The sequence below is a fragment of the Nitrosospira briensis genome, from assembly GCF_900115125.1.
Classification (GTDB): Bacteria; Pseudomonadota; Gammaproteobacteria; order Burkholderiales; family Nitrosomonadaceae; genus Nitrosospira; species Nitrosospira briensis_A.
This window is the reverse complement of record NZ_FOVJ01000002.1, coordinates 222,967-242,527: the sequence shown is the minus strand read 5'-3', so window position 1 is coordinate 242,527 and position 19,561 is coordinate 222,967. Positions and strand designations below refer to the sequence as shown.

The 19,561-nt window shown below is 53.8% G+C and carries 15 protein-coding genes and 1 pseudogene; 2 read left to right on the top strand and 14 right to left on the bottom strand.

Annotated features, from left to right (window positions below; all coding sequences use genetic code 11):
• Positions 1-137: 137 nt before the first annotated feature.
• Entirely contained in the window at positions 138-2,138 is a 2,001-nt protein-coding gene (locus tag BMZ14_RS06490) for a M12 family metallopeptidase (protein WP_074795967.1), read from the bottom strand.
• An 81-nt stretch (positions 2,139-2,219) separates the two neighbouring features.
• A pseudogene (locus BMZ14_RS15420) lies at positions 2,220-2,427 on the bottom strand (integrase core domain-containing protein); the annotation flags it as partial.
• Between the two features lie 137 nt (positions 2,428-2,564).
• Here BMZ14_RS15420 and mgtE point away from each other — a divergent pair.
• On the top strand, positions 2,565-4,007 hold the full coding sequence (gene mgtE / locus BMZ14_RS06480; protein WP_074795965.1) for a magnesium transporter: 1,443 nt from the start codon (positions 2,565-2,567) through the stop codon (positions 4,005-4,007).
• An 82-nt stretch (positions 4,008-4,089) separates the two neighbouring features.
• Here mgtE and lysA read toward each other — a convergent pair whose 3' ends face one another.
• The 12 genes from lysA to BMZ14_RS06425 all read right to left on the bottom strand — a co-directional run bounded on the left by lysA (position 4,090) and on the right by BMZ14_RS06425 (position 17,919).
• A complete protein-coding gene (gene lysA / locus BMZ14_RS06475) occupies positions 4,090-5,346 on the bottom strand; it encodes a diaminopimelate decarboxylase (RefSeq protein ID WP_074795963.1) in 1,257 nt (418 codons plus the stop codon).
• On the bottom strand, positions 5,343-5,477 hold the full coding sequence (lptM, locus tag BMZ14_RS14635) for an LPS translocon maturation chaperone LptM (protein WP_083396692.1): 135 nt from the start codon (positions 5,475-5,477) through the stop codon (positions 5,343-5,345). The genes lysA and lptM overlap by 4 nt, the downstream gene beginning before the upstream one ends.
• Positions 5,478-5,708: 231 nt before the next feature.
• Positions 5,709-8,309: a DEAD/DEAH box helicase gene (locus BMZ14_RS06465; protein WP_143071916.1), complete on the bottom strand. Its 2,601-nt coding sequence runs from the start codon at positions 8,307-8,309 to the stop codon at positions 5,709-5,711.
• Positions 8,310-8,449: 140 nt separating this feature from the next.
• On the bottom strand, positions 8,450-8,842 hold the full coding sequence (locus BMZ14_RS14630; protein WP_083396690.1) for a hypothetical protein: 393 nt from the start codon (positions 8,840-8,842) through the stop codon (positions 8,450-8,452).
• Entirely contained in the window at positions 8,832-9,728 is an 897-nt protein-coding gene (locus BMZ14_RS06460; RefSeq protein WP_083396689.1) for a Hachiman antiphage defense system protein HamA, read from the bottom strand. Before BMZ14_RS06460 ends, BMZ14_RS14630 begins: the two co-directional genes overlap by 11 nt.
• 105 nt (positions 9,729-9,833) lie before the next feature.
• On the bottom strand, positions 9,834-10,598 hold the full coding sequence (locus BMZ14_RS06455) for a M48 family metallopeptidase (protein WP_256208445.1): 765 nt from the start codon (positions 10,596-10,598) through the stop codon (positions 9,834-9,836).
• 92 nt (positions 10,599-10,690) lie between these two features.
• Positions 10,691-11,440, bottom strand: a complete 750-nt coding sequence (locus BMZ14_RS06450) for a lysophospholipid acyltransferase family protein (protein WP_177186923.1) — start codon at positions 11,438-11,440, stop codon at positions 10,691-10,693.
• Positions 11,437-11,970 (bottom strand): D-glycero-beta-D-manno-heptose 1,7-bisphosphate 7-phosphatase, encoded by a 534-nt coding sequence (gene gmhB / locus BMZ14_RS06445; RefSeq protein ID WP_074795961.1) that lies wholly within the window; start codon positions 11,968-11,970, stop codon positions 11,437-11,439. The genes BMZ14_RS06450 and gmhB overlap by 4 nt, the downstream gene beginning before the upstream one ends.
• Positions 11,971-11,983: 13 nt before the next feature.
• Positions 11,984-14,191 carry a glycine--tRNA ligase subunit beta gene (gene glyS, locus BMZ14_RS06440; protein ID WP_083396688.1) on the bottom strand — a complete coding sequence of 736 codons (2,208 nt, stop codon included), beginning with the start codon at positions 14,189-14,191 and terminating at the stop codon, positions 11,984-11,986.
• On the bottom strand, positions 14,188-15,093 hold the full coding sequence (glyQ, locus tag BMZ14_RS06435; RefSeq protein ID WP_074795959.1) for a glycine--tRNA ligase subunit alpha: 906 nt from the start codon (positions 15,091-15,093) through the stop codon (positions 14,188-14,190). The genes glyS and glyQ overlap by 4 nt, the downstream gene beginning before the upstream one ends.
• A gap of 44 nt (positions 15,094-15,137) precedes the next feature.
• Positions 15,138-16,628, bottom strand: coding sequence for an apolipoprotein N-acyltransferase (gene lnt, locus BMZ14_RS06430; RefSeq protein WP_256208482.1), 1,491 nt, complete (start codon positions 16,626-16,628; stop codon positions 15,138-15,140).
• A 106-nt stretch (positions 16,629-16,734) separates the two neighbouring features.
• The gene (locus BMZ14_RS06425) at positions 16,735-17,919 is read right to left on the bottom strand and encodes a sensor histidine kinase (protein WP_074795955.1); all 1,185 of its coding nucleotides are present in this window, start codon (positions 17,917-17,919) and stop codon (positions 16,735-16,737) included.
• A gap of 278 nt (positions 17,920-18,197) precedes the next feature.
• On the opposite strand from BMZ14_RS06425, the gene BMZ14_RS06420 reads away from it, so the two are divergent.
• Positions 18,198-19,514, top strand: a complete 1,317-nt coding sequence (locus BMZ14_RS06420) for an OapA family protein (RefSeq protein WP_074795953.1) — start codon at positions 18,198-18,200, stop codon at positions 19,512-19,514.
• Positions 19,515-19,561: the final 47 nt, after the last annotated feature.

Below are 19,561 nucleotides of genomic sequence, written 5' to 3'. Positions count from 1 at the left end.
GGGCATCGCAAGAAAAGGCCCGGAAAGCGCGCAGGCAGTTTTAGGGAATGCGGCGTATGTAGTATTTAGGCTGTTCTCCTGGTCTGGGTCGAAATCGACAGCCTTTTTAGTTCACCCAATCCTAACATTTGTCGGCGCTACACTGGTGTGATCAGCCACCTTTGTGTAGCATTGTTCTGTTCCGGTCGGGTAACGAGAGCAAAGTCCTTTTCTTCAATTTCATGGGCATCCATAAACCGGCCACTACTTTTTTGCTGGATGGTGAACGTGTTGTTGACCGAGGGTATTACTATCCATCTCTGAGCATCGTTATTCTTTGCAGGACGCGTGACCAACCCGTAGTCCTCTCCCGAACTTTGATACGCGTCCACGAATCGGCTATTGCTCTGCTGCTGGATAGTGCACACCACTCCAACAGGAGTTAGAGTCCACCGCTGTGTGTCGTTGTTCTGTTCAGGTCGCGTAACGAGCGCAAAGTCCCTCTCTTCAATTTCATGCGCATCCATAAACCGGCCAGTGCTCTTTTGCTGAATGGTGAACGTGTTGTTGCCCAAGGGCACTATCGCCCATCTCTGGGCATCGTTATTCTTTGCGGGACGCGTGACCAATTCGAAGTCCTCTCCCGAATCTTGATACGCATCCATGAATCGGCCATTGCTCTTTTGCTGGATGGTGTATAGGCCGCCCTTATATGGACCGCTGAACCGCGTCAACACCCATTTCTGGGTATCGTTATTCTGTGCAGGGCGCGTGACCACCCCGAAGTCCTCCCCCGAGTGTTCATGCGCATCCACAAACCGGCCATTGCTCTGCTGCTGGATTGTAAACACGCCTCCCACAGGTATTAGAATCCATTGCTGGGTGCGGTTATTCTGTGAGGGGCGCGTTACCAGTCCGAAATCCTCTCCCGAGTGTTCATGCGCATCCACGAACCGGCCATTGCTCTGCTGCTGGATGGTGTACAGTCCCGGTTGCAAAATTAATGGAATCGAAAGCGGATACATGAAGTTGACGGCTAGAATATCGTCGTTACTAAGCCCGCTTCTCTGGCCTATAGACTCACCATTCAGGGTCTCAATAGTGGGCTGGTCGTTCCTCGAGAATGCCAATTCGTCATAATGCATTATTGACCCGAAATCATATTTGCCTACGTCGTCGCCATCGGTAATATGCTGGTCAAAGTTATGCTCCCTTCCTTCCTCGATATTCGCGAAAAGGATCCGTATGAACCGGTCCCGGTCTTCGCGGCTTTGCTCGTGCCAAAGACCTGCAGCATGGCCTATTTCATGAATCGTGCTGCCTTTGTCGCACCCTGACGCCAGCGTGATGAACTGCTCTCCGATCCCCCGCATGCCTACTGATGACGAACATCCCTCTCCTGGCCTGAAGGTTACAAAATTCTGCTCGTCGGTGCGGGGGATGAAACTGACACCGGTGCGACTATGCCAGTGAGCTATTGCGTCAGTGACGCGATCTTGATTCGGGAGATCCGGATCAATGGTGTAGGGTATAACGCCGCCCGGCCAACGGAACTGCGTGCCAGTGACGACGATGCCGAGGGACCCTGTATCTTTTTCCCTGTTTATCTCAGCGACTAGCCGCTCCATTTCATTGATGCTTCCCAACACGATGTCGCCTTCAAAGATGGCCTCACCGTCGATGACGCTGTAGCGCACAGGACGGTATCTAAAGGTATTGCCTTTGACAAAACCTGTGCGTACTTCCGGGCTTGAACGATACTCTTCTTTTGCCATTTTCATACACTCCTTATTCTGGCTTGAGATTACCTGTCTGGCGAGAATCGATACTTCACTTGGATGGCCAAAAGTGATTACTGGATAACTTTGCATGCTTATGAAATCACCCTGGCTCACCTCTCCGTCCCCGTCAATATCGATATGTACCCTGATCGCATAGCTCGCTCTGGGGTCTGGCAGGTTGCCGCTTACGGTGAATATTAAGTCGCTGGAGATTTTCGGGTCGAAAGCTACATTCCGCTTGACGTATTCCGCGACTACCTTAGAAGCGACGTCGGCGGCGGTTATATCTTCCAGGCGCACATACATCGTCGCACCAGTGAACGGCGATGCTGCCTCCTCGAACACTATTTTACCTTTGACAAGCGGCACAGCATTCATACCCGAATGATTCCGGCACAACTTATTGGAAAGCTCTTTAGTCCGCATTGCATAGAGATGATGACCGCCCAGTAAAGCTAGCTAAGGAGATTCAGACATTAATACAATCAATATAGTATATAGAGTGGGAAAGGGGGGAGTTCGGTTGCAAAGCGCAGAATGTGGACGGCGGTTGATAAAATTGCCGCCATTTCTCGATCAATATTTTTGCTTCGTGCCACGTGAGAAACCATTCACGGTTGAGGCATTCATCACGCAATTTACCGTTGAAGCTTTCCACGAATCCATTCAGTTAATCAGGGATTCCAGGCGGGAATAGCAGTGGTCGCGTAATGCCGGCTTTGCGTTCGCTACCCTGCCTGTCATAATATCCAGCCAAAATTTCCCCACAATCAGGCGACGTTGTCGCAATCAGGGCAATACGCCATGACAAAAGCAAATAACCTCAGGGAAACCGAGCACCTGCAAGAACACTTGCAGCGCGTAATCCACTTGTTGTACCAGCACAAGATGGTGGAAGGACTCGTGCCCACGCAAACCATGGAGCACGAGGAGTTCGCCGAAGCCCTGATGCACAGGCAAAGCCTGGCTGAGCTGCGAACACTTCTCGACAAGCTCCATCCCGCCGACGTAGCCCATATTCTGGAGGCGATGCCGCTGGAAGACCGCCTTTTGATCTGGGATCTGGTCAAGGCGGAGCGCGACGGCGAAATTCTTCTCGAAGTCTCGGACGCGGTGCGGGAGACGCTGCTGGCCACGATGAACAGCGGCGAGATGCTGGCAGCGACAGAGCAACTCGACGCCGATGAAATTGCCGACATTGCCCCTGATCTTCCGCGTTATGTTCTTGATGATGTTTTTCAGTCGCTTCCGATGGAGGAACGCGAGAAGCTGCGCGCCGCCATGTCCTATTCGGAGGATTCCGTCGGTGCCTTGATGGATTTCGAGGTGGTGACCGTTCGCGAGGATGTGACCCTGGAAGTGGTATTGCGCTATCTGCGGCGACTGGATGAACTGCCCGATCATACAGACCAATTGTTCGTCGTGGATCGCGAGGAGCATGTCAAAGGCATCCTACCGCTGAACCGGCTGCTGGTGAGTGACCCCGGAGCCAAAGTGGGCGCTGTGATGACCAAGAAAATGACGGTCTTTCACCCCGATGAGAAGGCGCACGAGGCGGCGCAGGCATTCGAGCGCTATGACCTTGTATCCGCCGCCGTGGTAAATGTGGAAGATAAACTGGTGGGACGGGTCACTGTCAACGCGGTGATGGATTTTATCCGCGAAGAGTCGGCCAACGAAGCGCTGAGCCTGGCTGGCCTGCAGCAGGAAGAAGATTTGTTTGCGCCAGTATGGAAAAGCCTGAAGAACCGCTGGACCTGGCTGGCCATCAATCTGGTGACGGCATTTATTGCCTCGCGGGTGATAGGCGTGTTTGAAGATTCAATAGAAAAACTCGTCGCACTCGCGGCCTTGATGCCCATCATCGCCGGGATCGGCGGAAATTCGGGTAATCAGACAATCACCATGATAGTTCGGGCGCTTGCGCTGGGACAACTTAATCCCGGCAACGCACGAAAGCTGTTTTCCAAGGAGATAGGCGTGAGCGCCGTGAACGGGTTGGTATGGGGTGGCGTGGTAGGGTTGTTCGCATTCTTTATTTACCGCAGCTTTTCCCTCAGCCTGGTGATGATGATGGCGATGATGTTGAATTTGCTGCTTGCGGCCATAGTTGGTGTGCTGATCCCCTTGACGCTTCACCGATTGGGCCGCGACCCGGCGGCAGGCTCCAGTGTCATGATCACCGCCGTGACCGACAGCGGAGGTTTCTTTATCTTCCTGGGGCTGGCTACCATCTTTCTGGTTTAGGTGACGCAGGAGTGCAGCCGAAAAGGCAGATTGCGCGAGAGTGGAAAACGGGGGATCAGGGGAAGCAGGGAGATAAGGGAAACTAAGGCAGAATTTTTTCGCCAGCCATCAATTGCTCCATGGATTCACGCTCGCGGATGAGATGAACCTGATCGCCATCCACCATCACTTCCGCAGCACGCGGGCGGGTGTTGTAATTCGAGCTCATGCTCATGCCATATGCGCCCACGGACATGATGGCGAGCAGATCTCCCTGGGATAGCGCCAGGTCGCGGTCGTGGCCCAGAAAATCGCCGGTCTCGCAAACGGGACCGACGACCTGATAGGTCTTGATGCCGCCATCATTTTTGACGTTGACCGGAAGGATTTCGTGATAGGCATCGTACAGCGCAGGGCGCATCAGGTCGTTCATGGCCGCGTCCACGATGGCGAAATTCTTATCGCCTGTATGCTTGAGGTACTCCACACGAGTAAGCAGTATCCCCGCGTTTCCCACCAGTGCGCGGCCCGGCTCGATCAGGATGCGCTGTTTACGCTGTCCTACGCAGGCACGCAGCGCATCGACATATTGCCCGACGAGTGGCGGATTTTCCGCGGAATAACGAATTCCCAATCCACCACCTAAATCCAGATGATCGATTTGCAAGCCCTGCGTTTGGAGGCGATCGAGCAGCCCCAGCATTTTCCTACAAGCTTCAATGAAGGGAGCGAGTTCGGTCAACTGAGAGCCTATATGACAATCCAGTCCGGTAACGCGTACGTTGGAAAAATCACGAGAAGAGGCATAAAGTGATTCCGCTTCATCGAAGGGAATACCGAACTTATTCTCCTTGAGGCCGGTAGAAATATACGGATGGGTTTTTGCATCTACGTCTGGGTTGACACGCAGGCTCACGGGCGCAATTTTATTCATTTCCCCTGCAACCTGGTTCAATACTTGCAACTCCGCTTCCGATTCAACATTGAAGCAGAGTATGTCAATGGCAAGCGCCGCGCGCATTTCGTCAGGCTGTTTTCCGACCCCGGAAAAAACTATTTTTTGCGGATCGCCTCCCGCTTTCAGCACCCGCCGCAGTTCGCCGCCTGAAACTATATCGAAGCCGCTGCCAAGGCGGGCAAACAGGTTGAGAATAGCGAGACTGGAATTGGCCTTGACCGCATAGCACACCAAGTGATCGCGGCCGGCAAACGCCGCGTCAAATTCCTGGTAAGCAGCAACTAGCGCCGCTCGCGAATAAACGTAGCAAGGCGTGCCAAATTTCCGGGCGATGAAATCCAGTTGAACCGATTCACTGCACAACCCGGAATTTTGATAACCGAAAGAAGGGAAACCGCTCACTTCTTGTTCTCGTCATCCTGAGATTGCTTCGGCTGCGGTGGAACCGGCTCCTGCGGAAGATAAAGAGGCCCTTTTAGGCCGCAGGCGCTAAGCAGCAAAACTATCAGGAGGGCAGAGGAAAGCGTACGCATGGACACCGAGTACAAGAATGATGAGGTGGAAATACTAACACAAAGGCCGAGACCTCTGAATACGCCCCCAGTTCTGCCAGCATTGCATTAGCTGGGGAGAGCTTATACAGTGGCTTTCCTGAACATTTAGTATTTCGGATTTGGTCTAGCTATTTGTCAAAAAAAAACGATTCTAAAACAGCGCAATTCTGCCTATTACGATAGTCGCTTCCCGATAAAAGCGGTTGGTAGTCAAGTTTGTACCGCAAGGACAGATTCGAAATAGCTTGGGTAACCTTTGAGCGTCGTCTTGATTCGTTCTTGATGCGACTTGAGTGCTGTTGAGAAGAACTTGCCAGAAAAACCGTCCGCGCGTACTGCATGACAGATTCTCTGAGCGACAACGCGGTCAGCGAATCCGCTTTCGTAGCAGGATACCGACTGTACATCTGGTAGGCCGTATTTAAGCGCTTTTTGAAAAAAAATCAATGCGCTTTGGCTCTCGTCAGGGCCTCTTTCTCCGAAAAGAAACTGCGCCACTGCCGCAAGGACTAATGAACATTCGAATCCAAGTGTGCTTTCGCAGAAATCAACGATATCGTCTTCTGTTAGTCGTCTGCGCTTCTCTATACCCCATGGCTTGCTTCCTTGTTCAGAGCTCGAATGTGCAAAGAGATCGAAATAGGGCTTTCCCTCAAGCCACTGCATCGCGAGTTGAATCGCAAGAGACCTCGGCTCCACGGTATGGAAAAATTTGTGGTCTGAATGTCCCGCAAATAGCTCCCATACCATTGCCAGCCAAGATTCGTTTGAATCTAGCGCCAGCAGGAACTCGCGTTTTTCATTGACCCACTGCTCGATTGCCTTAGCGCTCTTTACACCGAGAAGAGTTTTCGCATAAATAGCCTGCTTTTGAGTTGCTGGTTCCTGTTGCTGTAAATACTCAGCGACGGAGGAAAACAAGGTTTTTATAGCTGGCTTCTGCACGTCCGACGCCAGATGATAGGCGAGGGTTGACGAGGCCAATTTCTCTGCCGCGAACTTGAATTCGTCAAAGGAGCTGTTTCCGCGATTTGCCATCAGATAGCTCTCAATGGCGAAAATCAACTGGCGTCGACTTCGAATTTCGGCTACAAGTCCCTTAGCTTCGAGCTTGAGCTGCGGATTCAATCGTACGACCTCATGGGCCCATATTGGCCACGTAACTTCGTCGGACAGAACGAGACGGCACAAATTGTCCGCGGTTAGCTGTAGCACTCCCTTGTGATCGCTGCTCTGAAACGGAGCGAGCAATCCCAAAAGTGAACTCGTCGTACTCTCTGATCCATTCGATGACAGCAGTTCGACGGAGGCATTGAACTTCCAAGACTCCGTTAGTCGCTCATCGTAAACCTTTGGGTCAGAGAATATAACAAGGCCTTCAGTGTGCATGCCAGATCGGCCAGCTCGACCTACCAGGTTCTGGAAATCCCGAACCTTTATCCTCTCGTTACCCTGATGGATTCCCGAAACAATTAAGTATCGAATGGGGAGGTTGACCCCTTGGGCAAGCGTTGATGTGCATGCAACAAAATTAATCAGACTTTGCTGCATCGCATACTCGATAGACAGCCGCAGGCCATGAGGCGTTGTCCCGTGGTGGACGAAAATGCCCAAAAATGCAGCCCGGCTTGAAACGGAACGGTCACCAAAATGTTCGTCGATAAGATATTTCATCCTCCTCAGCTCATCGGGATCCGCCGATGCCGAAGGCGGCGCAACATTAAAGCCGCGCTCATAGATCTCGACGGCGCGTGTGGCGATTTTAGAGGCGGTGCTCTTTCGCCCGTAGAATATCGCAATAGCGCCTCGCGCTACTAGCCGTATACCGAGATACAGCGCGATATCGTTAGAGCTACTCTTAACCGGGAAGTGACGCTCCGTGTGCTCGCGGGGGCGCGGAATGAGTGTTTGTTGCTCGATGACCCGGGGAACAAAGTAGTCAGGATGTTCGTAGTTATCTGACTCATAAAACATGAGCTGACCCAGACGTTCGATCCAGCTTGCAAAAGCCATCGATCGCGCCGTGGGCAGTAGGCCGCTACCGTTGATAACGTGAGTGCTGTCACCTATCAGCCATTCCCCGATCGCCTGCGCGTTTTGAATAACGGCAGAAACGAGAACCGTTTGCGCCTCCTGCGGGAGGAGCGCTTTAATCTCGGTCAGTAGTAGCTCATAAGTTATGCCTCGACTGCCGGAATCAAACTGGTGTCCTTCATCGTATACAACGATCCCGATGTCAGTTACGAGAGCTGGCGTCTGCCGTAGTACGTAGAGGAATTTCTCGGGGGTTAGTATCAGTATATGCTGTGTGGTGGGTGCTTCGGAGCCGAACAATTCCGCCACCTGCTGCAGGAAGTCAAGCTGCATCGCATCGGAAAGCTCGTTGACTTTGACACTGTCTTCCCGGAATGCGTGCCGAAGCGATGTGCCAATTTCATGGCACAAAGCCCTGAATGGCGCAACCACTACTGCTAGTTTCGTACCTCTAGAAAGAAAGCTACTCCGCAGTAAGATTTCAACGGACCGGGTCTTCCCCGCGCTGGTTGGCATCTGAACAATGCCCGACGCGCCGGAGAAGAGGCCGGCTCGACCAAGCAGTATCTGCGATGGCCACAGCTCCTTCGGGAACTCAGGCCTTCGAATAGCCGTCGCCCACTGCGCAGGGGTGAGGCCGGTAAACCTCGGCAGTGTGGTCCAAACAGAGGCCGCTACCCGCATACGAATGATAGCGGCAATGATGTCAATGAACAGGAGATCGCGTGCCGATGCGCCCGCATAGGCACGGAGCCTCAACGCACCGAGCGTGATCATCAACTCAGTCGGACTGGAGCCATCGTGAAAGTGGGATGCCAGCAATCTGGCTACGTTGCCCAGTGTCTTGCCGAAGAATATATGTACGTCGACCGGATAGTCAGCCCATTGAGCCAGAAGCACCCAATGCAACAGCTTATCTACGGCGGGGCGTCCGGGACGACCTCAAGCTGACTTGCGAGCACCAAACTACTCCCTGGTCGGCCAGCAAGGTAGTAGGAGGATGCCGCGAGCAGGGCGGTGTCGCGCGCAATGGCCTCAGAGAACCGAGACTCACAGAAGGCATCAAAGAAGCTCGCGGAGAAGCCTAACTCCTCCACTATGGGCGGGGTCAGTGGCACATCGAAATTTTCAGCATCGCTCAAACTCGCCGCGACGTCGCCCAGCGTGCCCACAGTCAGGACGAACAGCTCTTGCGGTTCGCTATTCTCCGGCACGGCAATATGCAAAGCCTCGGGCAATCCGAGTTCGTACATCTTACCTTTGGATCTGGTGATGCCAAACAGGCGACGACTATTGAACTCAGGCCTCATTCGCGGCCCGTTCATATAACGCGTGAACTAGCTTCATCAGCTCCTTGCCTCGAATCACGATGAGCTCAAGGTTCCCCGCATTCTGGTGCCCCAAGACCTTGGTTGATTTCTGAAGAATATCCTCGTCGTACGCTGTATCAGACAGGACTCCGGCTGCGCCCGAGCGGTAAATATACGGGTGGTCTGACAGATTCTGAAAGCGTTGAACCAGCAGCGCTCTGTCATGCTGGCCCGCTTGGCGAAGCCGTCGCTTCGTCGCATTTAGCATCATAGCGCGTCTCAGGTAGTCTTTTGACGAATCGATGATAGCGGTTTGTAGACGACCCGTGTACTTACTGCCGGAGAACTGTGCCTTGACCTCGAAAGCCAACAGCGTGTCAGAAGAGGTTGGCGATGGCGGATTGGTTAGACGAAATCCAAGGATATCCACTCCCTTTACTGACTCGTCACGACTCGATTTCTCGGCATATTTTCCTCGGGGGACCCAATACCCAAGCAGGTACTCAACGTAGTCGGATACTAACAGCTCAGCAAAGTCGCCGGCCCGGATACCGGGTCCGGGAGCGGTACTCTTGTCCGGGAATATCAGTTGAGTCAGGTATTCAGCACGGGAAAGGCCTGTGCCAGCCCTGAGATCGTCGATCTCAGTATCGGAACAGTAGTGCTGTCGGAAGTTCGAGGCCCATGCGCTCAGATAGTCCGCAGTTGACGGAACGTTTAACTCCCAGATATCGATGCGACATCCGTCAGATGAAACAAGGGACTCGGCGCGTTTTGAAAGGTTTGAGAGATGGGAGGGTAGGGCCGCTCCCGTCGCGCTCGCAGAAACGGTGTCCGGGTTGAACGATCTGCTAATTGGTTGTTTTGAGGATTTCCACTGCGTCATTTTTATCCATTCCGCCGACGTTAAATGACTACTCTTGGCACTTTCCAAAAATTGGCATCCAACACAGTTGCCAGATCAGGAGTGCAGCATATTGAATCTGTACCATCACCCAACTCCCCTCAATTTCTTCCTCGCCGCCGCGTAACCCGGATATACACTTCCCACTATCCGCCAGAACGCCTCGGAGTGATTCATTTCGATGAGATGCGACAATTCGTGCGCCACGACGTAATCCACCAGGTCAAGCGGCTTCTGGATCAGTCGCCAGTTGAGATGGACAATGCCGCGCGAGTTGCAACTGCCCCATAAGGTTCTGGCACGCGATAATCGCAGTTGCGGCAACGCTACACCGAGCTTATTTGCATACATCGCAATGCGTTCGCTGAAACACGCCACGGCCTGATGGCGATACCATTCCATCACCGCTTTTTCGATTTGTTGGGATGTCAGCATCGATGTCAACGGCAATTTCAACTGGTTCTCCTCCGCCTCTTTGTTCGAGGTGGCCGGGACCATTTGCACAACCCCGGCTGGGGTAACCGTCACCCGCCAAGGCTCGCCCAACAATGGGAAAATTGCGCCGTCGGCCCACTCGGGCTTACTCGGCTTTCTATTCTTCCATTCGTCGAGTTTTTTTACGATCCAATCGGCTCTTTTTTGCAATACCGATTCGACCCAGCATAATGATTCTCTCGGCGGGATGCGGACCGTTAATCCGTCCCTGTCGATTTTCATGCCAATGGTCTTTCGCCTGCAGCGCATGAGGACATACGCCACATCCTTGCCGTTCAGCTTGATACGGCGTTGTTCGCTTGCTGCGAGTTTGCTTGTCTTTGTGCGTCGAGGCAGAGGGTTGTTTTCGTCATGCATTATCCTGAATCCGGCAATAGGAACCTTACCAAGTGAAGGTCAAGTAGAAAAAAACTCTAACAGTCATAGTGCGAAACTGAAATACGATGGGGTTAACGGCCGAATTCGCGATTGCCTGAAGCGGGATTATCGATGTGCGTCATCTCGGTTTCGATCCATGTTTCCACGCTGGCATTGAGCTCCCCGGGTTCCATCCCTGCAGGATTGATCGGCGCACCTATGCTTACGGTAATCGTGCCGGGCCGCTTGATCAGGGCATTCTTGCCCCAGAAGTGTCCGGCGTTGTGGGCCACGGGGACTACCGGTGCGCCGGTGTGCGTTGCAAGCCATGCGCCGCCTATGCCATATCTGCCTTTTTTGCCCGGCGCTATGCGCGTGCCCTCCGGGAAAACCACTATCCAGAATCCCCGCTTGAGGCGGTCTTTTCCTTGCTCGACAATCTGTTTCAACGCTGCTTTTTTTGAACTGCGATTGATGGCGATCGGGCTCGTCATTGCCAATCCCCAGCCAAAAAACGGAACAAGCAGCAACTCTTTTTTCAGGACCCACACCTGCGGCGGGAATATCTGCTGAAACGCAAGCGTCTCCCATGCCGATTGATGTTTGGAGAGCACGATGCTGGGCGTTTGGGGAATATGTTCTGCCCCGATCACACGATACCGGATGCCACAAATAACACGCAGTAGGAACAGCATCAGGTGCGCCCAACCGGAAGTGATGCGATAGCGGCTGAGCGGGTGCAGCGGGAATGAGGCAAATATGACGAGGAAGTAAAGGGGGGTAATAATAATCTGCAATAAAGTATATAGCGCCGAGCGCAGCACCACCAGAATCCAGTTCATTGTGTCAGGGCATCAACGGCTGCTGACAGATTGGGAAATATTTTAGTATTTTCCGGCAATTCGCCCTCTGCCTTGGTTTTTTTTCCCTTGCCGGTCAGCACCAGAATCGGGATCGCGCCTACTGCGGCCGCGGTCTGCAAATCGCGCAACGAGTCACCGATTGCCGGCACGCCGTTCAGTTCCACCCCGAAGCGGTCCGCGATTTCCTTGAACATTCCAGTTGCCGGCTTGCGGCAATTGCAATTGTCCGTATTTGCGTGTGGACAGAAAAACATCGCATCGATACGCCCGCCTGCCTGAATGGCCGCCTTGCACATCTTGTCGTTGATGGCATTGAGCGTCCCCATATCCAGCAGCCCTCTGCCGATTCCGGACTGATTGGTGGCAATGACTACGCGATAGCCAGCCTGGGTGAGATGTGCAATAGCTTCCAGGCTGCCGGGAATGGGTTTCCATTCGTCCGGCGTCTTGATAAAGGCGGCACTGTCGTAATTGATGACGCCGTCCCGATCCAGAATGACCAGTTTCATGTTGGAGCCAAGGTTAGGTTGCCAGCCGGGAAATATCGGCTACGCGATTCATGGCATGGTGCAACCGTGCGAGCAAGGCAAGCCGGTTGCTGCGCAACGCCTCATCTTCCGAGTTGACCATGACCTTATCGAAAAAGTCGTCCACCGGTTGTTTTAACGCGGCCAGGATTTGCAGCGAAGCGTTATAGTCGCCAGCCGCGAAGGCGGCATCGGCTCCTGGCACGATGCGGCTCAATGCGTCGTGCAAAGCCTGCTCGGCCGGTGCCTGCAGAAACGCGGGATTAATCTCGTCTTCTATCCTGACATCCGCTTTTTTTAGAATGTTGCCGACACGTTTGTTGGTTGCGGCAAGGCTTTCCGCTTCCGGTAATGCCGCAAAGGCGCGCACCGCGTCGAGACGTTTTTTTACATCGCTCAGCCGCTGGGGCCGCAAGGCCAGCACCGCATCCACTTGTTGCGGAGAAAAAGCCGGGCGGTTCATCGCGGCAGTGTTTATCGCATTCGTATTCGTATCGGCGGGCTCACCCAGGCTGAAAGTCTGCTCATCTGAAGACAAGAAATAGTGACGAAGGCGTTCATAAATAAAATCACTGAGCGATTCAGGCGTTCCGTTGATCTTTCGGCCGAAAATATCCGCGGTTTTCTCAAGTAAGGTGTCCAGCGGCAGCGCGACTTCCTTTTCAATCAGTATCCGGATTACACCCAGTGCATGACGACGTAATGCGAAGGGATCTTTATCGCCGGTTGGAGTTTGTCCGATACCAAACATACCCACCAGCGTCTCGAGCTTGTCCGCCAGCGCTACGCAAATACCGGTCATATTGCGCGGCAACGCGTCGCCCGCAAACCGGGGCTTGTAGTGATCTTCAATCGCGTCCGCCACATCGTCGGCCAGGCCATCATGTTTTGCATAATAGCGCCCCATGATGCCTTGCAGCTCCGGAAACTCCCCCACCATGTCGGTGAGCAGATCGGCTTTCGAAAGCATGGCTGCTTCGCTTGCCTTTGCCGCAAACTCGTTTCCGCCTAATTGCAAACCGATCGCTTGCGCAATCGCCCAAATCCGCTCCACCCGCTCCGCCTGCGTACCGAGTTTATTGTGATAAACCACCTTGTCCAGGCCAGCAACGCGTGAAGCCAGCGTCTTCTTGCGATCCTGATCGAAAAAGAACTTTGCATCCGCCAGCCGTGAGCGCAGCACGCGCTCATTGCCGGCAACTATCTGGCGAGCGTCAGCCGGATGGATATTTGAAACGATCAGGAATTTATGTGAGAGTGCGCCGTTTTTGGCCAGAAGCGGGAAGTACTTCTGGTGTACTTTCATGGTCAGAATCAGGCATTCCTGCGGCACATCCAGGAACCCGGAGTCAAATTGACCGACCAGTACATGAGGGCGTTCGACCAGAGCAGTCACTTCGTCCAGGAGCGCATCATCCTCAATCAAGTCAAGGTTTCCGCCGGCTGCAGCCGCTTTCAACTGACGTTCAATTTCTTCCCGGCGAGCGGGGAAAGCGGCGATTACTGCACCTTCTGCTTCAAGATATTGCGCGTAGCTGTCAGCATCCCGCAATATCAGGGGATTCATTTTTGCTTCGAAACGATGGCCCTGGGTTTCACGTCCCGCGGTCAAGCCCAGCACCTCGACAGGCACGATCTCTTGGCCGTGCAGGGCGACCAGGCCTTGCGCGGGACGCACAAAATTCACTGTACTCCAGCCATCGCCAAGCTGATAGGTCATCATCGTGGCAATCGGCAGCTTCTCTAGCGTTTCTTCGATTGCTTTCTGCAAGCCTTCTGCCAGCGTTGCGCCCTTTGCCACGCTATCAAGGAATAAGGCCTCCGCCTTGCCGTCAATCGCCCGCTTTAGCTGGGATACCGGCGGACAGGCGGCATTCCCGCACAGACTGCGCAGTTTCTTGAGCAGTGCAGGCGTGGCTAGGCCGTTCGCATCCAGGCCGACTGCTACCGGCATCAGTTTTTGCGAAACGGACTTGTCAGCGGCTTGCGCTGCCACGTGTTCGATATGTACTGCGAGACGGCGTGGGGAAGCAAAAGGGGTGGCGGCAACATCGTTTGCTGCCAGGCCTTGCCTCTTCAGGCTTGCCGTCACGGTTTCCGCAAAACTGTCGCCAAGTTTCTTCAGGGATTTTGGCGGCAGCTCCTGGACCAGCAATTCAACGAGCAGACTTGGGATTGGCAAACTTTGAGTTGCATTAGTCAAGCGGCTTTCTCCATCAACTGCCTCGCCCACTCGGGCGGCGCCATGGGGAAGCCCAGACGTTTGCGGCTCTCGTAATAAGCCTGTGCTACGCTGCGGGCAAGGTCGCGAATCCGTGCCATGTAGGCGGCGCGTTCCGTAACGGAAATGGCACCGCGTGCATCCAGAAGGTTGAAAGTGTGCGCTGTTTTCAGCACCTGCTCGTAGGCAGGTAATGCCAGCCCCTGTTCCACCAGATGCCGGGCTTGTGTTTCATGGCTTGAAAAGGCGCCCAGCAGGAAGCTCACGTCACTGTGTTCAAAGTTATAGGCGGATTGCTCGACCTCGTTCTGATGGTAGACATCACGATAGGAAAGCCCCTTTGTCCATATCAGATCGAATACGTTGTCCACGCCTTGCAAATACATTGCAAGCCGCTCCAGCCCGTACGTGATTTCACCGGTGATCGGCTTGCAGTTCAGGCCGCCGACCTGCTGAAAATAGGTAAACTGCGTGACTTCCATCCCGTTCAGCCATACTTCCCAGCCCAGGCCCCAAGCGCCCAATGTCGGGTTTTCCCAGTCGTCCTCGACGAAACGAATGTCGTTTTGCTTGAGGTCGAAGCCGAGTTCTTTCAGCGAGCCAAGATACAATTCAAGGATATCGGGCGGCGCGGGCTTCAGCACGGCCTGGAACTGGTAATAATGCTGCAAGCGGTTGGGGTTTTCGCCATAGCGCCCATCTTTTGGCCGGCGAGTGGGTTGCACGTAGGCCGCTTTCCAGGGTTCCGGGCCAAGCGCGCGAAGAAAGGTGGCGGTGTGAGAGGTGCCCGCACCCACTTCCATGTCATAAGGTTGAAGCAGCGCGCAACCCTGTCTATCCCAATATTGTTGCAGGGTGAGGATAATTTCCTGGAATGTGCGCATGCGGGAATTTGAACAAAAATGGGGGATTACTCAACAATGCGATTTTACAGGTTTTTGCGCCCACCGCTGAAAACCGGTAGCAAGCTGATCAAAAGTATTATTCCCGCAAGCCCCAGCAGCAGGCTATTCCCAAACCGGATGTAGGGCGTGGCGCCGGTGTATCCCTGCGCCAGTCCGTGCAGTGCCGTTGTGGTAAACACTTCCGCTTCTTGCAGCACCACACCGCGTTCGTTAATGATGGCAGTAAGCCCGGTGTTGGTGGCGCGCAACATATAACGACCGGTCTCCAGTGCGCGCATTTGTGAAATCTGCAAATGCTGCCGCGGGCCGATGGACCGGCCGAACCACGCATCATTGCTCACGTTGGCGAGCAGCGTTGCTTGCGGCAGTTGCTGGATTATTTCCTCCCCGAATACATCCTCGTAGCAGATATTCACTGCTACTTTTTGCCCAGCGATATTCATGGGTTGCTGGTCCAGCCCGCCACGCGAAAAATCGGACATCGGGAAAACGTTCGTGACCCAGCCGAACAGGAATTTCAGTGGAATAAATTCACCGAATGGCACCAAATGGTGTTTTCGGTACCGCTGGTCGGGCGAGGCGCCGAAGCTGAACATGGAATTATAGTATTCCTTGCCGCCAGCACTAGTGAGCACCTCAAGCATGCCGACGAGGATGTCCCCGTCATTTTGCCTTGCGTGGGCGGCAAGCTGCGACAGGTAGCTTGAGGGCACCTCATCACGGGGCAGCGGTATGGAGATTTCCGGCGTGATGATCAGGCGGCTGTTGCTCTCCCTCGTAAGTGTGGCATACCTTGCCAGCGAACTGACGAGTTGGTCGGCCCGCCACTTCAGGTCTTGCGAGATATTACCCTGCAACAGGCTCACTGTTACCGGCTCGCCCTGCGGTTCGGTCCACCGGACATGCTGCAAGCCGAAACCGGCAATCCAGATCGCGAGCAATGAAATCACATAATTCTTTTTGCGAAATTCTCTTTCAAGAAGCAGACATACGAGCGCTGAACTCCACACCAGTATCATCGAGACGCCATAGACGCCTATGACTGGAGCAAAACCCGCAAGAGGACTATCGGGAGCCTGGGAATAACCCAATGTCAGCCAGGGAAAACCGGTAAACAATACGCTGCGCAGCCAGTCGGACAGTCCCCACAGGGCGCCGGCAGCCAATACCCAGACCCAGGGAGAAGCGATCGAAAGTTTCTTCAGTACCCAGCCTGCCGCAGCGGGGAATAGCGCGAGATAAGCGCACAGGACGATTAGCGCGACCACCGCGGCCGCCATGGGCATGCCCCCGAAGTCATGCAAGCTGACATAGATCCAGGTTACGCCCGCACCGAACATGCCCATGCCAAAAGAGAAGCCCAACAGCGCCGCACGGAAGGGCGTTACGCTCCTGCGCCAGAAATGGCACAGCAGCGCGAGCGTGAAAAGCGGGATCGGAAAAAAATAAAACGGCGCGAAACCGGGAACGGTAAGTGCGCCGATTAGAAACGAGATGCCTGATTGCGCGCGGATCGTATTTTTTGACACTTCAATAAGTTTGTTTGCCGGATTTGATTCGGTAGCTGGACAGCACGTTGTCCGGGGTAAAAGCCCCGGACAGTTGATTTTGAAAGGATGATCACATCTCGCTTTCTGATGCTGGCGATGCTGGGCTGGGCAACATTAACCGGAACGTTGAACCCACGTCCACCTCCGATTCGATTTCCAGTTTGCCGCCTAAAAGTCTTGCAGCTTCCGCGGCAATTGACAGGCCCAGTCCTACGCCCGGTATACCGTGCGTTTCGCCTCGCCTGAAGGCGTCGAACAAGTGAGTCAGATTTTCCGGCGCGATACCTGGCCCGTGGTCAATAATACTTAATACCCAGCTTATGTTTTCAGCATTTGAATGGTCTCGTGCCCTCACCTTTATGGTGCCGGCCGAGCTGTATTTTACTGCGTTATCCAGTAAATTTTGTAACACCAGTATCAGCAGCTTTTCATCGCTGACAGCCTTCGCCCCTTCGGGCACGTCCATCTCCAGCTCCAATCCCTTCGACTTGGCTTCGGGGGCTACCTGCTTGACTACTTCAGATAGAAACAAATTCAAATCCACAACGTTCGCTGCTTGGTGCATGGATCCTCTCCGCAGCTGCTCCGACTGCAGCAACTTGTCCATCCCGGCAGTCGTCTGCAGTATTGCATTTTTGACAGAGTCCAGGTCCAGCACGTTACTTTCATACTCCGGAATTCTGGCAAGCTTCGCCGAAAGAAGCTGTATATGAAGTGTGGCGCGATTGAGATGGTTTCGGAGATCATGCGAAAGATAGGAAAGATACTTGGACCTTATCTCGGTGGAAGCTTTAATTTGTGCCTGAAGGTTCTCCGTGAACATGACAATTCCGCTTTGCAGCGCTGTGTCCACGGCCATGTTCAAGGCCACGTTGTTCTCCATATCCAGTTTCTCGTTCAACACGCCGGATATCTGCTCGATCATTACCCGGCGCAGCAGCCGGTACTCGACGACCAGCTCGCGCATATTGTAATTTTCCTGAAAGCGCGATTCGCCGTGCAATTTACTGCCCTCTTCCAGATAACGGGTTGCTTCCGGTTGCCCCGAGGCGAAAGCGTCTATCAGCTCCTGCAGGATCAAAGGGACGGAATTTCGAAGGTTTTCAAGCGTGAGCGCGTCCGCGGCCGGCAGCGTATGTGCTACGGCTGATTCCCATTCCTGAAGAATCGCGTCTTTTCGCTCCGTCAGAGCCGAAGCGAGAAGAGGGAAAGCGTGGTACGCCAGGAGATCAAGCGTCAAATCTTCCGTCGACATAGAGTATGTTCCATTGACATTGTTAAATTCCCGGAAAATCAGTGCGGCGTTATTGCTGAATCAGCGAGATGGCTTGAGGGAAGCTCGTTTCCGGAAATGTGAATATAACCGTGAACCGTGAGTGTTATTCCGCTATAAACAGCGAGCTGGCGGGGTTCTGCGCAAAGCCCGTAATTATACCTTACCTCGGATTGACTTAATGGCCCGACCTTCTATTAACGGTGAGATTTTATGTTAGACTCTGCAACTCAAAAGCCATGAGGGGAACGAGGGATATCATGTCGGGCGACAAAAACAAAAATTCAGCACCGAGGCCGCTGGCGCTGACAAAAAAAAGATTGCGCTGGCTGATTCTGTTATCCACCTTCCCCTTATTCGGCATGATGGCTGCTTTCGGTATTGCGCCGAATACTCCATTGGAAGAACTGCCCGTGCAACAGGTTGTCCTCGGCCTCGAGCTTCCCGACATTCAGCCAAGCCACGACGCCGACATGACGTTCTGGCGGCAGGAGCGCATCCAGAGCGGTGACACTATTGCAACCCTGCTTTCCCGCCTCGAGGTGAATAATCAGGAGGCGATGAATTTTCTCCGGGATGCAAGGGATATGAAGGCCATCCATCAACTGGTGGCCGGCAAGACCATTCACGTGCAGACGACAGCCGCGGGTGAATTGCTTCTGCTCCGCTATTTTCCTGGCGGCAGTGAACAGTTGGTGATGGAAAAGAGCGGCGATGTTTTCAAGCCCAGCACACAACCGGCCAAACTGGAGACGCATATCCAGATGAAATCCGGCGTAATAAACAGTTCGCTATTTGCCGCGGTCGACGGCGCGGGGGTGCCTGATAGCGTCGCCACCCAGATTGTCGATATTCTAGCGTCCGAAATAGACTTTCATCGCGATTTGCGCAAGGGCGACCGTTTTACCGTGGTATATGATTCGCTTTACGGCAACGGCGAGCCGGCGAGAGCCGGACGGGTGCTCGCCGTGGAGTTCGTTAACCAGGGTACGCCTTACCGGGCGTTATATTTCCAGGTGGAGAACGGAGAAAGCGGTTACTACACGCCCGACGGCAAGAGCCTGAAAAAGGCATTTCTGCGTTCGCCGCTGGAATTTTCCCGTATCAGTTCCGGTTTTTCCACTGGCCGTTTCCATCCCGTCCTGAAAACATGGCGCGCCCATAAGGGCATTGACTATGCCGCGCCGACAGGCACGGGGGTGAAGGCCGCAGCCGATGGTACCGTGGCATTTGCCGGCTGGCAGGGCGGCTACGGCAACGTCATTTTCCTGCAACATCGGGGATCATACTCAACCGTTTACGGTCACTTATCGGCTTTCGCGAAAGGCTTGCGCAAGGGACAGCATGTCCGCCAGGGCGATATCATTGGCCGCGTCGGTGCAACCGGAATGGCTACAGGTCCGCATCTGCATTATGAATTTCGTTACAACGATGTCCAGCGCGACCCCTTGAAGGTCGCGATGCCCCCCGCACAGCCCGTTCCGCCCAAGCATATGGCGGCATTTTACGAGCACACAAAGTCGTCGATGGCGAGACTGGACATGCTGCGTGGCACCAATCTTGCCTTTCTGGATTAACCTTGAACTGAACGTTAGCCGAAAACAGGCATAACACAGGCGGAAGG

Coding starts and splice junctions, on each gene's coding strand:
- BMZ14_RS06490 (WP_074795967.1), bottom strand. CDS start 2,138: ATGAATGCTGTGCCGCTTGTCAAAGGTAAAATAGTGTTCGAGGAGGCA.
- mgtE (WP_074795965.1), top strand. CDS start 2,565: ATGACAAAAGCAAATAACCTCAGGGAAACCGAGCACCTGCAAGAACAC.
- lptM (WP_083396692.1), bottom strand. CDS start 5,477: ATGCGTACGCTTTCCTCTGCCCTCCTGATAGTTTTGCTGCTTAGCGCC.
- BMZ14_RS06465 (WP_143071916.1), bottom strand. CDS start 8,309: ATGATCACGCTCGGTGCGTTGAGGCTCCGTGCCTATGCGGGCGCATCG.
- BMZ14_RS14630 (WP_083396690.1), bottom strand. CDS start 8,842: ATGAGGCCTGAGTTCAATAGTCGTCGCCTGTTTGGCATCACCAGATCC.
- BMZ14_RS06460 (WP_083396689.1), bottom strand. CDS start 9,728: ATGACGCAGTGGAAATCCTCAAAACAACCAATTAGCAGATCGTTCAAC.
- BMZ14_RS06455 (WP_256208445.1), bottom strand. CDS start 10,598: ATGCATGACGAAAACAACCCTCTGCCTCGACGCACAAAGACAAGCAAA.
- BMZ14_RS06450 (WP_177186923.1), bottom strand. CDS start 11,440: ATGAACTGGATTCTGGTGGTGCTGCGCTCGGCGCTATATACTTTATTG.
- gmhB (WP_074795961.1), bottom strand. CDS start 11,970: ATGAAACTGGTCATTCTGGATCGGGACGGCGTCATCAATTACGACAGT.
- glyQ (WP_074795959.1), bottom strand. CDS start 15,093: ATGCGCACATTCCAGGAAATTATCCTCACCCTGCAACAATATTGGGAT.
- BMZ14_RS06425 (WP_074795955.1), bottom strand. CDS start 17,919: ATGTCGACGGAAGATTTGACGCTTGATCTCCTGGCGTACCACGCTTTC.
- BMZ14_RS06420 (WP_074795953.1), top strand. CDS start 18,198: ATGTCGGGCGACAAAAACAAAAATTCAGCACCGAGGCCGCTGGCGCTG.